General features: G+C 40.5%; 14 protein-coding genes and 5 pseudogenes. 3 read left to right on the forward strand and 16 right to left on the reverse strand.

All coding sequences use genetic code 11. The features are described from left to right. Positions 1–10 precede the first annotated feature (10 nt). Complete coding sequence (locus ATG66_RS16505) at positions 11–1138, reverse strand: type I restriction endonuclease (protein ID WP_257145762.1); 1128 nt, start codon at positions 1136–1138, stop codon at positions 11–13. Between the two features lie 492 nt (positions 1139–1630). On the opposite strand from ATG66_RS16505, the gene ATG66_RS16510 reads away from it, so the two are divergent. Both ATG66_RS16510 and ATG66_RS16515 read left to right on the forward strand, forming a co-directional pair. Then, positions 1631–2068, forward strand: a complete 438-nt coding sequence (locus ATG66_RS16510) for a DUF2787 family protein (protein WP_098416323.1) — start codon at positions 1631–1633, stop codon at positions 2066–2068. Between the two features lie 370 nt (positions 2069–2438). Further along, positions 2439–3500 carry a formylglycine-generating enzyme family protein gene (locus tag ATG66_RS16515; RefSeq protein ID WP_098416324.1) on the forward strand — a complete coding sequence of 354 codons (1062 nt, stop codon included), beginning with the start codon at positions 2439–2441 and terminating at the stop codon, positions 3498–3500. A 47-nt stretch (positions 3501–3547) separates the two neighbouring features. Here ATG66_RS16515 and ATG66_RS16520 read toward each other — a convergent pair whose 3' ends face one another. From ATG66_RS16520 to ATG66_RS16570, 10 genes and pseudogenes are all read right to left on the reverse strand, one after another. Then, complete coding sequence (locus tag ATG66_RS16520) at positions 3548–5266, reverse strand: hypothetical protein (RefSeq protein WP_098416325.1); 1719 nt, start codon at positions 5264–5266, stop codon at positions 3548–3550. A gap of 3 nt (positions 5267–5269) precedes the next feature. Then, on the reverse strand, positions 5270–5863 hold the full coding sequence (locus tag ATG66_RS20880; protein ID WP_179885705.1) for a hypothetical protein: 594 nt from the start codon (positions 5861–5863) through the stop codon (positions 5270–5272). 2 nt (positions 5864–5865) lie between these two features. Further along, positions 5866–6093 (reverse strand): annotated as a pseudogene (locus ATG66_RS16530) (IS66 family transposase); the annotation flags it as partial. Between the two features lie 84 nt (positions 6094–6177). Next, positions 6178–6522, reverse strand: coding sequence for an IS66 family insertion sequence element accessory protein TnpB (gene tnpB / locus ATG66_RS16535; RefSeq protein ID WP_098416327.1), 345 nt, complete (start codon positions 6520–6522; stop codon positions 6178–6180). Continuing rightward, the gene (gene tnpA / locus ATG66_RS16540) at positions 6519–6818 is read right to left on the reverse strand and encodes an IS66 family insertion sequence element accessory protein TnpA (protein ID WP_143699712.1); all 300 of its coding nucleotides are present in this window, start codon (positions 6816–6818) and stop codon (positions 6519–6521) included. The genes tnpB (ATG66_RS16535) and tnpA (ATG66_RS16540) overlap by 4 nt, the downstream gene beginning before the upstream one ends. 452 nt (positions 6819–7270) lie before the next feature. Beyond that, positions 7271–7443, reverse strand: a pseudogene (locus tag ATG66_RS16550) (transposase family protein); the annotation flags it as partial. A 114-nt stretch (positions 7444–7557) separates the two neighbouring features. Continuing rightward, positions 7558–7788: a hypothetical protein gene (locus ATG66_RS16555; RefSeq protein WP_143699713.1), complete on the reverse strand. Its 231-nt coding sequence runs from the start codon at positions 7786–7788 to the stop codon at positions 7558–7560. Positions 7789–7793: 5 nt separating this feature from the next. Further along, entirely contained in the window at positions 7794–8471 is a 678-nt protein-coding gene (locus ATG66_RS16560) for a DeoR family transcriptional regulator (protein ID WP_179885706.1), read from the reverse strand. A gap of 119 nt (positions 8472–8590) precedes the next feature. After that, positions 8591–9976, reverse strand: coding sequence for a carbohydrate porin (locus tag ATG66_RS16565; RefSeq protein WP_098416330.1), 1386 nt, complete (start codon positions 9974–9976; stop codon positions 8591–8593). A gap of 497 nt (positions 9977–10473) precedes the next feature. Then, positions 10474–10968 (reverse strand): YgjV family protein, encoded by a 495-nt coding sequence (locus ATG66_RS16570; RefSeq protein WP_306471569.1) that lies wholly within the window; start codon positions 10966–10968, stop codon positions 10474–10476. 200 nt (positions 10969–11168) lie between these two features. On the opposite strand from ATG66_RS16570, the gene ATG66_RS16575 reads away from it, so the two are divergent. Then, on the forward strand, positions 11169–12029 hold the full coding sequence (locus ATG66_RS16575; protein ID WP_098416331.1) for a LysR family transcriptional regulator: 861 nt from the start codon (positions 11169–11171) through the stop codon (positions 12027–12029). Positions 12030–12244: 215 nt separating this feature from the next. Here ATG66_RS16575 and ATG66_RS16580 read toward each other — a convergent pair. The 5 genes and pseudogenes from ATG66_RS16580 to ATG66_RS16600 form a co-directional block, all read right to left on the reverse strand. Then, a pseudogene (locus ATG66_RS16580) lies at positions 12245–12400 on the reverse strand (IS3 family transposase); the annotation flags it as partial. A gap of 41 nt (positions 12401–12441) precedes the next feature. Further along, positions 12442–12798, reverse strand: a complete 357-nt coding sequence (tnpB, locus tag ATG66_RS16585; protein ID WP_143699714.1) for an IS66 family insertion sequence element accessory protein TnpB — start codon at positions 12796–12798, stop codon at positions 12442–12444. Beyond that, positions 12795–13076, reverse strand: a complete 282-nt coding sequence (tnpA, locus tag ATG66_RS16590) for an IS66 family insertion sequence element accessory protein TnpA (RefSeq protein WP_098416332.1) — start codon at positions 13074–13076, stop codon at positions 12795–12797. Before tnpA (ATG66_RS16590) ends, tnpB (ATG66_RS16585) begins: the two co-directional genes overlap by 4 nt. A 9-nt stretch (positions 13077–13085) precedes the next feature. Beyond that, positions 13086–13387: pseudogene (locus ATG66_RS21120) on the reverse strand (transposase); the annotation flags it as partial. A 71-nt stretch (positions 13388–13458) separates the two neighbouring features. Then, positions 13459–14501: pseudogene (locus ATG66_RS16600) on the reverse strand (IS481 family transposase). Positions 14502–14743: the final 242 nt, after the last annotated feature.

The following is a 14743-nucleotide window of genomic DNA, read 5'->3' on the forward strand; positions in this document are numbered from 1 at the left end:
TGGATGCAATTTAACACTTACCCTCTTTAAGCTTACTCTGGTTGCGCTTGCTGTTCTCATCTAGCGCTAAGCCGAGTTTCTGGATCGTTGTAACGATGACTTTATCCGCATAGTCTTCTGACAACATACGACGAACTAACGTTTCTGTATTGGTGTTCTCTTCCACACAACCATCTTGAAACTTGTTAAATTCTTCTCGGGTTTGACGATCCAAGTCTTTCCTATCGACCACGAACAAGCACTTTTCAATATCAGGATTATCTTTAAGTAACGTTGACGCTTTAAACGACGTTAGGGTTTTACCTGATCCTGTTGTGTGCCAGATATAGCCATTTCCTCGCCCTTCATGGATACAGTCAACAATAGCTTCCACTGCGTAGATTTGATACGGACGCATAACCAGAAGCTTTTGTTCTGATTGAACCAACACCATATAGCGACTGATCATTTGACCAAGAGTACACTTCGCTAAGAAAGCATCGGCAAAGTCATGTAAGTGCGATATTTTCCGGTTATTTTCATTAGCTAGTTGATAAACTGGTAAAAAACGTTCATCAGCATTGAAGCTAAAATGCTCATTCCGGTTGTTAGCAAAGTAATAAGTATGGTGCTCATTACTGACAATAAACATTTGAATGAAGCACATCAGCGTATTGGTGTAGCCATTACCAATATCGCTTTTGTAATCAACGATCTGTTCCATGGCTCTACGAGTTACAATGTCGTAGGCTTTCAGCTCAATCTGCACCGTCGGAACACCATTAATCAATAGGATGACATCGTAACGATGATTACTATCATCTGTGTTCATGCGTAACTGGTTGATGACTTCAAACTCATTTTTACACCAATCTCTAATGTTCACTAAGGTGTAATGTAGTGGCGTGCCATCTTCACGCTGAAAGTAGCCACGTTCACGCAGCGTTTGAGCAGCTTCAAAGACATCAGCCGTAATAATGTCTTGGTACAAGCGCTCAAATTCATTATCAGTTAGGCTGACAAAGTTTAACGCCTCAAACTTTTCACGAAAATTCTGCTTGAGAGCTCGCTCTGTTCGGATATCTTTCCGGTACGAATACTTTAGATCGCCCAACTTAGCTATGAGCGCTTGTTCAATTTGAGCTTCTTTCGTTATCATTTTTTGCTACCAAATACGTAAATGAATAAATACGTCATAATGACTGGTCTCGACTGATGGGCATTGTACCCTAACCACATCGAACTATGAATCGAATGGAATGACTAATAGCACTCTCTGGTTAACGAACAAACTAACTGTAAAATCCGTAAAGCACGCCACACTCTACTCTTCCTTTTCTATCGTTTATTTGGTCATCAATGAATTTAGTGATTCCCAAGGTTTCTCAATGAGAAAGCTACATTTGTAGCTTCACCAATCTCTAGCACAAACAACGCTTATGACTAGCCCATCTAAACAAAATAAACTTAGATATATATTACCTTCGTGCATACCTTAACCAATTAATTTTTAGGAGTTTTTATGCACAAGACACTCTCCAAGGTAAACATTCTAATTCCTCGCCTGTTAACTCCCGATGTTACCAATTCAAAACAGAATATCCCCTCCTTCAATAACTTTGACGATGAATTTCTTTCTTAGGAAGCTCACATGACAACACTAAACTTCATTTCCGTTTCATTACCAGTATCCAAGCAGTTTCAACAACTATTAAGCGAACACTGTCAAACGTTACTTGCTTCAGATGGTTGGGAAGCCACCAGCAAGCGCTTGACTCTCAGCTTTCGTGATAAAAGCTATAGCGTAGAAAACGGCGGTTCCCATCCAGTTGAAGTTGGTCTAAACATAACCAATAAGGTAAATGTAACGATCATTTACATCACTGATTTCGCTTATGTAGGGAATCTGTATCCAGAGATAAAACGTCATATTGATTTCGACTTTAGTCACCAACTCTATTTCACTATTGAAGCTGGTTGGCAGCGTATCCAATCATCCAAAGTGGAGGACTTATATCGAATATGGGAGAAAAGCTTTATTAAGCATGTCCGGGAGGGGAGCTATGACGAAATTAAAGTCATACTCTAATATTCGTTTGTAAACTCTCGCGCAGCTAGCACATAGCAAAAGTATTTAACGATGGCTATTGACTCTATCAACATACCGATGAACGCCAAAGACGACCTTCATTACAAATTAGCAGGGTACGAGCGTGAGAGTTTATTATTCGACTGTTGGGTAGCCATCATAATCTGGTTCAGTTTAAGGTTGCTATTTGATGGCACTGAATACTCCTTGTCTTTAGAGTATTCGTGTGCTTGACCACAAAGTAGCTTCTAAGACAATGTAACTCCTAAACAGGAACGAAGTCGTTATAACTAGTCATACAGTGCCTTTGAAACTGTTTTCGCCTTTTATTTTTGCGTAAAATATGCACATAAAGTAAAAGGAATATCAAATGAAAAACAGATGGTTAGGTATGGCTTGTACGCTTCCTTTATTGGTTGCGTGCAATAGCGAGAGTTCAGCAATCCCAGTGTCTAGCGAGACCGTATCTCAAAAGCAAATCGATACGATTGTGTCGAACATCAATAAGCTTTATCCAGAGGCAACTCAAGAGCAAAAGCTGAGAGCAGCAAAAACCGTAGTTCGAGCAATTGAAGAACTTGTATTTGTTAAAGGTGGAAGTTTTGAGATGGGGGACTTTGGTGCACCATGTGAAATTCCAAGCGACACACCAAATCGTATGGACTGGTCACCGGATGTGCAGTGCTTTAGCTCCCCGAACACCGGAGAAACCGGTGCTTATAACCTGCACAAGGTAACATTGGACTCATACTCGATTGCAAAATTTGAAACGCGTTTTATTGATATGGAGTGGATGCGTCAGCTTAAAAAATTACCTGTTGCAAGTAGTTTTGGTCCCAAGACTCTCAATTATGAGGTGCTTCGTGATAGCGAATGGTACAACACTCTGACGACTGATCTTAAGAACAACGCAGCACCAACTAAAACATGGCAAGAAGCTAAAGACTACTGCCAATGGTTAGGTGATGTCAGTGCATTACCATTCGATCTACCAACGGAAGCACAATGGGAATATGCCGCCAGAAGTCGTGGGGAAAAGGTATATTTTGCAACCAACAATGGTTATGCACAGCTCCAAGGTGACCATTACTTTGACCCTGTATCCAATCGTTATATTGAGTATGCTGACGAAGAGGTGAATACAGCTAGACGCATCGAAGATGTGGACGCGTACCCGCCTAACCCATTAGGAGTGGCTGGTATGTCGAACCAAGTCAGTGAATGGGTTAATGATTGGTATGCCAAAGATTATTATCTTGTCTCACCAGAACATAACCCGCAAGGTCCCGAGTCAGGTATAGAAAAAGTGCGCCGTGATGCGGCGGGAGCCACTATGGTCTTTTCACGTATTCCCCATGCCCCAGTCGAAAAAAAATACTATGTATCTGTAAGCTTTCGTTGCGCGCTTCAGCAAACCACACCAGCTAAGTAATGGTGCGAAGGAAATAGGTCACAACGACCTACTTCCTCTCGCTAGGTTTATCGATACGGCAGATATTCATCGCTAGGTGCGGTAATTTGGGCTTTCTTGCGTGCAAGAGCCTCACCACTTAAGGGTGTGTAAGGCTTGCTGGTCGCATCCAGTTTATTTTTCTCTGCTAACTGCGTCACCCACAAGTTAAAGTCATGCTGCTGGATGTTGTCCAAAATTGCATTAATGCGCGCAAGGTTATCAAACATCGCTTTCTCACCAGCAATAGCACGCCCATCTGGGTTCATGCGTTGCAAAATCTCTTCAAACTTATGCCAACTGTAAGTGCTTTTGCAAAGCAATTTATGTATTGCACTCTCTTGTTGCTCATTAAAACTAAACAAAAACTCTTCAACCAATACATCGATCATAATCCCAATAGCCTCGGGGAACAGTTGCTCGAATGGCACACCTGACAATGTCGATTCGTCAAGAATACGAGTGGCTAGTGCAATAGCTTTTTCTTGGCGATCTTTATAATTATTGAATGAAGCCCTTAAGTTATTTACTTCTGCTTCACCCTCTAATAGAACCTTCTCAAACACTTGAGCCGGATCGGCAACCAAGTCCCTAGCAAACGCAACCAGTGTTGAGTTCACCAAGTAATCATAAGCAAGTGAATTAATATTATTAAGCATCCGATAATCAACGTACTGCAATCCTTGCAGAATGATTTTGGTCAGTGCCCAAAGTTGGGTCGTGTCGAGCATCGCGCCAAAACCGCCGCCAGCACCAAAACCACAAACAATCTGACCTGAGCATTTGACATAAAACTTACCGCCCTCTAGAGTCAGTTGAAACTCAGCGTTGACGCCCACACCAAACGCAATATTACCCTCTGGTTTGACTTCAGCTAATGCTTGAAACTCGGCTTCTTTGCTTTCCTTTTGATTATCTTCCGGCTCATCTGTTGAAGAAGAGGCATTTTTAGGTGGTAGCCACTCAACGCCACCCACTAACTGACCATTGGCCTGCATTCCCGCAAACCCTTGCACCTTAAAACCGACGTCACCTTTAGCCCCTTGGGCAAGGTTCACTTTCGGTGAATACATGACGCCAACGCTCTCGCCGTACTCATTGACTTCTCTGCTTTGTTGACGCCCACCCGCAGCAACGCCCGCTCTGCCTTCTGCCATTGCGCCAGTGAAACAACCGATGGCGGCAGTGCCAACAAAACGGAAGCAACCAAATGAATAAGTCGCTATTTTTTTATTTGCATCGAGGTAAGTGAGTCGGATAGGAAAACCCTTCTCATACGGAAGGTAACACTTAGCTTCTATTTTTGCTTCAGCGAGTGATAAGCTTGCCTCTGCGCCAATACCGATGTCAACTCGCCCGTTCGTGGGTTCAAACACTGTCGCGACACTGGCTTGAGCGCCCCAGCGAAGCAACTGCGCTTCTGGGCTAATCGCAAATCGTGTTTCACCACTTTCCGTTAAGTATTTCTGAGTGGACTTCCATTCATGGAATTTACCGCCGTCCGCTTTCCATTCGGCAAACTTCGCTTCGACCTTAAACTCTTTGGCGCTCTCTTTGATGTCTTTCGCAATCTCCTGACTTAGACGATTTAAGTCCCCTCGCTTGAGCGCGGCATCGGCATTACTGTGATGATAAGACTGGCTCCAACGTGGCTTTTCTCGTTCAAAAAAGGCGTTACGAAGGTACACGTAACGACCTTGGTTGATGGAGTAGGCTTCAACGACATGACGCTTGGCCTTTTGTGTCACGAGCTAAGTTTTATCATTGGTGAAGTTGTCTGCCCCAACGCCAAGCTTGGTTGTGCTTTCCTCTTTGGGTTTTGCTTTAGTTTCTAGCTTTTTGAATGCATCGATTTGACGGTCTAACTGACGAAGGGTTTCTTTTCTCAGTGTTTCCATCGAGGTTTCTTCGAGCCAACGGTAGCGGTATTGCTCTACGAAAGCTTTTCGCTGTTGCAGTGAAGTCAGTCTGTCTTGAGTTAAATCGAGGTTCGGGTTTGGCTTGGGCTGCGCCGCTCTCATGGCGGCGGCACGTTGTGAAGCTGGGCTTAACGGGCGGCTGTTATCACCGAAAATACCCGCGTGCATGGCATCTTCAAACCACGCTGTTCTCTTCAAGGTATGTTGCTCAAGTGCTTCTCGGGTCGCCTTTTTATCGCTAGGGGCAGAGCTTAGCAACGCTTTATAGCTTTCGACTAAGCGGTCGCTTTCCTTTGCTTCATGCTCTAGCTGATTACTGGCTTTCTCGTCTAATAAATAATATTCCAGCGGACCATCACCTGTAATAAAGACGACATCATAAACACTTTCTCCTTCTCTTGATGTTCCCTGTTTTGTCGCTCCCATTCTCGTTGCTCTGCTTCGTTGAATGTACCTTTGGGTGTTTTTTCACTCTGAGAAGCAAAGCGTTTGGATTTGCTAAGATTAAGCTGCTCGACTAGAAGTTGAACTTTGGTTTTGAGCTCAGCGACCTCTTCTTGTTTTGCCTCCAGCAGCTTGTCTTTTGCTTCATTCTGTTGCTGAAGCTCAAGCAGCATCGCTTTTAGCTGGTCAATGTCATCAGGAAGGTCGGTCATATCTAGGCTCAAGTCATTTCAATGCCTTAAGTGTGACAGCGAAAAAGGATCGTTTAAGTCCAAGATAACGATCAGTATCAGCGGTCACACTTCTAGATTATAAAGTGGACGATGAGCTTTAGCATGGTCAAGAGTTAACCCAGAGAGAAGCCAACTCAGTTGTTGCTTACTAATATGGATAGCACCATCAGCGTTCGGCTTGGGCCACTTAAAGGTGCCTTTTTCCAAACGCCGATAGTAAAGCCAAAAGCCATTGGTATCCCAAAATAGAATTTTCAGTTTATCTCGGGCTCGGTTGCAGAAGATAAACCAGGACTCACTGAATGGATCCATCTCAAGTGTTTCAGCAACGATAAGCGAGAGTCCATCAATAGACTTACGCATGTCGGTGACGCCAGAGATTAAATAGACTTTACCTGACGGTGTCATTGCAGAGCTTCAACCCAATGCTTAATTTGTAGCGAATTTAGGTTTGTTGGCAGCTCAGCACGAACACCATTGTTGGACGTGAGCACTACGCAACTTGCACTGCTCTCTGCTAACTCTGTGATCACTATCGGTTGAACTTGGGTTTCAGGCTCTGGTTGATTGAGCTTTTTCGACCAGTAGTGAAAAGTCTGATAGCTTACATTTTGTTGGGCACAAAACTGCTTGATGGTTAAATTACCTTGCCGCTGTTCCTCTAGAATATTAGCCCAATGGTCTCGTTTACTTTGTTGTTCCATAGTTCCTCCAATGAAAAAGGTACTATGGCAAACGACGAGCTCGTTTAGTATGTGTGGTTGATTAACCGTTTACGATATATCGAGAACAAAATTACCGAAAACCAATATTATCGTCGACTCAGACGATTAAGAAAGAGCAGGCTTCATTGGCTCAAACTGGGCAGTTATCAATGTTCAAAACGATATCGAGGTCGGTGCCGTAATCTCATCACAGATGATGTTATGGTCTGGCACTTTATGAATGACTCCGAATGTCCGTTAACGAACAACGCAGCGGAACGAGTCGTAATTACATATTGATGAGAAAGTGCTGTTACGTAACTCGTTCATATCGAGGAGACCTGTTCCGTGAACGGATGTTTCACTTATCGAGACTGCGAAACTTCAACAGCTCTCAGCTTATAACTGGCTGCGTGAAATCGTCGAACATCATATGCTCAAAACTGACTACCAAACCATTCGTAATGACCTAGAATGTACTCACGAATATCAAACCAACCTTTAGCTCCCGCGATAACAGCGCACAATGAGCCAAACAGGACTTCGAATAAGCAATACGTTACCTTTGCTGATTGACGCTGTCTGTAACGGCTTGGAAGTGTTCTTTGAACTGAACGATATGCATTATGGTTAGTCTCTCTCGCTCAAAGAGAGTATATGATCACAGCTAATTTCGATCGTCAAATCGATCAATCTAAACGGTCAAAAAACATTCGCGATCTCGCCCTGAAGTGAACGGTTACTCACCTCTTATATTTATATCTTTTAACTTGTTTATATATGCAGAAAGTTTTATTGCGAAATTTCCTGAAAAAATTAGTGCAAGAACATACGTACCACTGATAGCATCAAATTCCAACAACATGATTTTATTTATAATAAGAGATAGAAAAACTCCACAAATTACTGTCAATATCCAGTAATTTGCTCTAGCATGTTCTAACTCATGCTTTACTTTCTCATTTTCCAAAACCATTACTCCCCATCAAAGACATTATCGAAACTTTTTATTGAACAGGTTTTATATATACAATTCGTCGAATTACACTTTTTTTTGCTTTTAATAAGATAGCTGTATTCTGCTTTATCAATAGCAAGTCGATTTAATGTCGCTCTAGATAAATTTTCACTTAACATAAATCCGTCACTATCAATATACTCAGATTCGATAATGGCGATATCGATAGATTCAAAGATATCTTTATTAATGAATTCTGAAAAATTAATTCCTAAATCATCTCTTGAAGAGTGATTTCCAAAGAAAAACATCCGTATTCTATCTTTGTGTTTTATTACTTTATATATATTAATATCATTTGTAAGAACTTTGATATTTATATTGGGTAACAAGTCCGCTAAATACTCAGAAACACTAGAAGTTTCCATATAGATATTACATCCTTCAAATATAATAGAGATAATATCATCAACAAATTTTATTCCATCTTCAATTTTGTTTTTTTTAACTTTCTTTGCCCCTCCATGATAAATTTTTAAATTATTTTCAATTGAAATAGCATTAAGGTCACGTCTGATAGTGTGCGTACTGACATTAAAATATATTGCGATATCCTTTGTCCTTATATCCTCCGACTTTTCATACATTGCTAATATTTTTTTTCTTCGATTTAATTTTATATACTTTTTTATCATACTGCCCTTCATATAAACTACGTAGAATAGTTAAACTAATTAAAGGGGAAAAACCTTTCCCCTTTTTTATATCGATTAATATCGTGAAACTATATTTAAATTCTACCTAGAGGACGTATTTAGAACCAAATCTCAGCCTGTGCACCAAACGTAAAGCTATCATCCTCATTAGAACTGTACCCGTCTAAACTGCCCGCATTGTAATCACCAGTGTATTTCGCATATGTAGCATAAAAACGGATTTCAGGACGACTAAAGAATGCTTTTTTAAGCTTTAACGTTGGTGCGATAGTAAATGTAGCTAACCCTCCCTCTTCTTCTTCCGTATCACTTGAATAACTACTACCGTTGTAACCAGCTTCAAACTGCAACGCTAAATTTTGATTGAAGTAATAAGAAGTTCGCCCACCAATCGTCCACCATGTGTTGTCGTTACCCTCAAAATCTACGTCGTTCTTCTGCTGAAACAAGGCAATAGTATTAATGTCCCAGTTACCAAACGATGCCAAACCATCGACAAACACACGGTAGTTCTGGCCACCATCATTCGATTGGTTAGTATCACCATGACGACCTAAAAATGCAGCTGAAGTTCCAGTAGAATATTGCGCGACGTACTTCACTCGACCATCTGTCAATCCAAAATAGGTTGGCTGAGCGTAATTGACCATGATATGTGCACCGGTTTTGGCAGTTTCACCGACATAAGTATCTTCCACACCGTTGATTGTTTTTGTCACAGAGTAACTACTGTTCTCACTATTTGTTTGTACGCTACCAGTTAACCACCATGGACCAGTGCGATATTCTACACCAAGTGTATGTGTTCTTGGTCTTGCGTCATCTTCATAGATCACAGTTGTACCATTCTCATCAGTGTAGGTTTTATCTCCATCACTATCGTGGGAGGTTAAGAAAAGATCCAATTTCCCGTTACTTAATTCAACCCCTTTGATACCAATACCCGGAGAACGAATTTCATAATATTTTCGGTCCAAAATATGAATATCATCAGACCAGTTTACACGTCCAGCCCAAAATAAAGCCTCAGGAGAAAAATCTAAATTACCCATTTCTACGTAAGCCTTATCCATAAAAATGGTTTTATTCTGAGTATCAAAAACCCAACGTCTTGCATCACGATCTTCATATACTAGGCCAAAATAAGCTTTTGCCCATGCTCCACTGTCAGTATTGAATTTTCGACTAAAATTAGTAGCAGCGTAGTTACTCTCACCACCACCAAGACGATAGAAAGCTCCGGCATTTGGTGCTTGTATAGTTGAATTTCCGGCTCCCGATCCATTTTCGTTGGAAGTAAATCCAGCACGAAAATAACCGTGCCATTGCACTGCTTCTTCTTTTTGTTTATTGAGTTCAATTTTCATATCTTCAATCGCTTGAGAATTTTTTTGACTTATGTCTTCTGCGTTCGCATTTATAGAAGCTGCTGCTAAGCTAGCACAGATTAGATGTGGAATAGAAAAAGGAGTTATCTGTTTCATTTATATTATCCTGAATGTAAAGTTTAACATATGTTTGTTATATTTTAGATATGTAAACCTCTCCCTATTAAATAGAGAAAGGAAGAATTTAGTCCTAGATTTTTTAGGAAAGACTAGCTTGTATACCCGCGATATATTTTTTTGTAGAGGAGCATAAATGACCGGAAGGGTAGATATCTACTACTATCTGGCCATTCGATCGAGCGTTACTCTACATAGTTATTAAGTACGAGTAGCTACTGTTAGTAATAGCCGTCCGTTGTTGTCACATGAGGCACTGTTAACATGTACTCTGCTGCATTTGCAGTAGATGCGATGGTAAGATAGGCCGAAGTGAGGTTCAGTAGTGTTTTCTTCATATTTTTTCCTTCTGTATTATTGATTATTGATTATTAGTTATTGGTTATTGGTTACGACTCTTCTTATTACTGTTTTATTAAAACGAAGAGAAGTTATTTTTAAATATAAGTAACTGGAAAGTAATTAATTGATTTTATCTAGAATTTTTTATTATTCAGTCTAAAAAAAGTATTGCGAATTATTATAAAATTGAATAAATTTTTAAAAAGTCCACTATATGAACTAACAAAAAAACAATTAGTTTCCCGGATAAGAGTAAAATTAAAGAAAGCTACTCTCATACGCATAACATGCGCACTGAATAAAGCGTAACAACTTATAACTGACGCTATAGTCGGAAGTGAATATCGAGGCCCAGAGTAATAATAACTACTAATTAAAACTTGGATTACAAAGAAAATGAAAAAGACTTTAATCCCCTTGAATTTAACAGAAGCTGATACACGAGAAAAATTCACAAACAGGTTAAAGCCAGTAACAACAGCACGAAGTAAGATGAACTGGATTGAGGAAATGAAACAAGACACACATATCAATGCTCTCATTCGGTTACCGTTAACCGATGAAGCGGCTAGTATATTAACGCCTAAAGCCACAAATCCTATTGATTGAATCAAAACTTCATTCATCATTTCATTTCCAAGAAGTAAACAAAGAGTAAAACTGTAACAAGGAGTTCCACATCACTATCAGTTAACCTATACAGATTGATCGTTTAGCTCAGTTATTGATTTATGTTAAACTATATTTCAGCCTTATCATGCTGATGACTATAAAAGATACATTCAATGATTTATAATGAATAAAATTCAGCTTTCGATTCCAAAACAGAATGGATATAGATTTACTTCGCACTTTTTGCCAGTTGGCTGACGATATGAACTTTCGTGTCGCTTCTGAACACCTTTACATAACTCAGTCAGCACTCACAAAAAAAGTAAAGCGTCTCGAAGAGCAGCTCAATGTAGTGCTATTTGATCGTGGTAGACATGGCGCAGAGTTAACCCCAATGGGTAAGGTCTTGTTACCAGAAGCAAAACGTGTTTTGAAAGGATTTGACTCGTTCAAAGCTTTATCAAAGTTTGTAGCAGAAGGAACATCAGGACATTTGAATATCGGATTTGGTATATCATCGTTTCACGAAGCCCCAAACTACATTGGCCGATTTAAACAAGATTTCCCTAATGTACATGTTACTTTAAACGATTACCCATCTCATAAACTAGTCGAAGAACTTCTGTTGGGTAATCTTCAATTGGGATTTGACCGACTTCCTATAGAATCACCATTAACAGCAATATCTTTATTCTCAGATCGTCTGGCAATAGCCGTCCATGAAAAAGAGATGATAGACATTAAAAATTTGTGGAGATCATTGAGTCACCTCAATTACCTTGCCTTAAGCCGTGATAAAAACCCGACAATGAACAAGCACATCACCACCTACCTGTGGGAAGCACAGCAGCAACCAACAATTGTTGAAGAAGCAGATGACATAATTACTGTATTAGCATTAGTCTCTGCTCGTTTGGGTTATACTATCATTCCAGCAAGTGTGGCACGTATCAGTCAACCTCATATACGCTTCATTCCATTAACCGGAGAACATGCTCTGTGGTCAGTAGGCTTATTGTGGAACTCTAATTTTTCAGACCCTGTGCGACATGCATTTATACAGAAAGTGAAAATCTAAAAAAGTCTCTTCACTTTTCTAGCCCTTAATATTTCATAAAGTTTGGTATTAGCTTCAAGGAGACACTCAACGTAAAGATTAGATCATATCGAATGATCTCCTGTATGATCAGTGTGAGCTCGTGAACGTTTTATAGTCAAAACAACGTTCGATTTGACGGTCACATTCAGCTGTGATCTGCTCCAGCCAGACTGGACACTGCATTAAGCGACATTTTACTGTTCAAAGTTAACTGAGCTTAGATACCCAAGAGCACTGTGCCTTCTCGCCCGGTTATAATCAACTTCAATGTACTCGAAGTCCGTTTGACGCATATCGTCTCTGGTCATGAACGGCTCATATTGGATCGCTTCAACTTTCATTATACTAAAATCGTGCTGTTAACGCTTGGTGAATAAGGCTTTATTCTCGATTAACTCATTGTAAAATCGTTTATTTCAACGGGTTCATGGCCGATAATTGTGAAGCCAGAAAGCAGTCTTTCAAGCTCAAATTTAGTGAGGGTAAACACCTCATTTTTCTCTTTTGAAAGCCACTTGTACTTGGCTTTTTCGAGGCGTTTATACCACAGGGCAGAGCCTGTTTTATCCCAATACAACACTTTGACTTTATCGCGTTGTTTATTGGTAAACAGGAACAATGCACCGCTGCCAAGAGGCAAGTTCGTATCATTTTCCTCGATAATCGCCGCAAGCCCGTTGATGGACTTTCTAAAATCAACGCTTTCACGATAGAGGTAAATCTTTGGAGCACTGAGCATACGTTTCATGACAACGCTCCAATGAGTTCAACAAGATAGGTCGCTGGCGTGCCTTGAGGGATACTCCGCTCTACATCATTGATGAGAAGTATCATATTCGCCGTTGCTATCTGGGCCTGATACTTTGTTGTATTTTCGACGATTTCGGCTCTAACAAATCCGATAGACTCAGATTGGTCTGTCGTTTGGAGTTGACGTCGCTTTGAAAAGAACGTGGATAAACTCAGTCTATGTTGTTCGCAAAAAGCGCGCTGAGTAATATTGCTGCTTTCATATTGTTCAAACAGTGCTTACCCTTTACCTCTTGCGACCGTTCCTTTAAATACTTTGTGCCTTCGGATGCGCAAATTATGGCAAACCTTAATACTGGTAGAGTCAATAAACTCAATACCTGTTAGCTCTCCTTTTACATGAGTAAAAAAGGAGCTGAGGGGAACAAGCACAGAAGGCATTACTTCAAGAAAGCGTGTAACTAAGTAATGTCGGGACTTCATTTTTTTTGGTATCGGTGGATGATACCAAGATAGAAATTCTTGAAATCACGTTGATGTGACATATGAAAAGTAATAATGATGGTCATTATTTCACTTTCAGACATATAAAGCATGAGATGTACTAATTCAGACCTGAACTGACAGTTACCCACTTTTGGACTCGGTGTCTGTCAGATTATATCTGGGTTAGATTCTTTTCTGCCCAGATTGATTTCCCATCCTCTATTGTTTCTATTGGCGTTCTGCCGCAACACATTTTTCCTTGATGAGTATGATGATTGTTGTAGTAGTCTATCCATTCGTCCAGATCTTTCTGCAATTCGTCCATCGAACCATGCAGTTTCTTTCTGAATGTCACTTGGTAGAACTCATTCAATATGGTCTTGTGGAAGCGTTCACAGATACCATTTGTCTGCGGTGACATGACTTTTGTTTTCGTATGATCGATATCATTAATGGCTAGGTAAAGCAGGTAGTCATGCTGTTCAACTCGACCACAGTGTATTCGGTGCCACGATCGGTCAAGATTCAGAGCATCGGTAGCTTATGAGCCTCGAATAACGGTAAAACCTTGTCATTCAACATATCAGCTGCTGTGATCGGTGTTTCTGTTGTGTAGAGCTTAGCGAATGCGACTTTGCTATACGTATCAACGAAGGTTTGTTGATAGATCCGCCCAACGCCTTTCAAGTTACCAACATAAAACGTATCTTGAGAGCCGAGATAACCTGGGTGTGCAGTTTCAATCTCGCCACAGGCCTCATCGTCATGTTTCTTACGCTCAAGCGCAGCGACTTGCTCATCGGTTAAAATAATACCGTTCTCATTAACCTTTTTTTCTAAAGCAATGAGCCGTTTCTTGAAGTTTTCCAGATCATTGCGAAGCCAGATTGAACGGACGCCACTTGGTGAAATAAACACGCCAAGTTTACGCAGTTCATTGCTTGTTCTGACTTGTCCATGAGCAGGGAAATCGATGGCATACTTGAGAACGGCTTGCTCAATTTCACTATCGACACGATTCTTCAGGTTTGGTGTTCTGCGATTTTGATTAATCATCGCATCGATACCGCCAGTTTCAACCAGCTCTTGATAACGATAGAAAGTGTCTCTTGATACGCCCATAACCTTACAGGCTCTAGAGACATTACCGAATTCTTATGCAAGACTGAGAAGGCCTGCTTTGTGTTTGATGATTGGATTGTTAGTATGAAGCATGAGAGTTACCTCTTTTGTCTTTGATTACAGATTCAGCACCTTTAATCAAAGCGGTAACTCTCTTCTTTTCAAATTGAAGTGTCAGATCTAGTCTGAACTAATACACATGAGAGTGTGAACACCAAACGACTTTGTCGTATCTTAATTACCAAGCGATTCTGTCGTAGTCGCTAATTACCAAGGGAAATTGACGGTGGTCTTTAACCGTGCTTTTTAAATGTTTACTTTGAACATTTGAGAGG

Origin of the sequence: Vibrio sp. ES.051 (genome assembly GCF_002563795.1) — a bacterium.
Lineage (GTDB): Bacteria > Pseudomonadota > Gammaproteobacteria > Enterobacterales > Vibrionaceae > Vibrio.

What these genes read in the sequence shown, in the direction of transcription:
- ATG66_RS16505 (WP_257145762.1), bottom strand. Translation starts at nt 1,138, where the DNA reads ATGATAACGAAAGAAGCTCAAATTGAACAAGCGCTCATAGCTAAGTTG.
- ATG66_RS16510 (WP_098416323.1), top strand. Translation starts at nt 1,631, where the DNA reads ATGACAACACTAAACTTCATTTCCGTTTCATTACCAGTATCCAAGCAG.
- ATG66_RS16515 (WP_098416324.1), top strand. Translation starts at nt 2,439, where the DNA reads ATGAAAAACAGATGGTTAGGTATGGCTTGTACGCTTCCTTTATTGGTT.
- ATG66_RS20880 (WP_179885705.1), bottom strand. Translation starts at nt 5,863, where the DNA reads ATGGGAGCGACAAAACAGGGAACATCAAGAGAAGGAGAAAGTGTTTAT.
- tnpB (WP_098416327.1), bottom strand. Translation starts at nt 6,522, where the DNA reads ATGACACCGTCAGGTAAAGTCTATTTAATCTCTGGCGTCACCGACATG.
- tnpA (WP_143699712.1), bottom strand. Translation starts at nt 6,818, where the DNA reads ATGGAACAACAAAGTAAACGAGACCATTGGGCTAATATTCTAGAGGAA.
- ATG66_RS16560 (WP_179885706.1), bottom strand. Translation starts at nt 8,471, where the DNA reads ATGATAAAAAAGTATATAAAATTAAATCGAAGAAAAAAAATATTAGCA.
- ATG66_RS16565 (WP_098416330.1), bottom strand. Translation starts at nt 9,976, where the DNA reads ATGAAACAGATAACTCCTTTTTCTATTCCACATCTAATCTGTGCTAGC.
- ATG66_RS16570 (WP_306471569.1), bottom strand. Translation starts at nt 10,968, where the DNA reads ATGATGAATGAAGTTTTGATTCAATCAATAGGATTTGTGGCTTTAGGC.
- ATG66_RS16575 (WP_098416331.1), top strand. Translation starts at nt 11,169, where the DNA reads ATGGATATAGATTTACTTCGCACTTTTTGCCAGTTGGCTGACGATATG.
- tnpB (WP_143699714.1), bottom strand. Translation starts at nt 12,798, where the DNA reads ATGAAACGTATGCTCAGTGCTCCAAAGATTTACCTCTATCGTGAAAGC.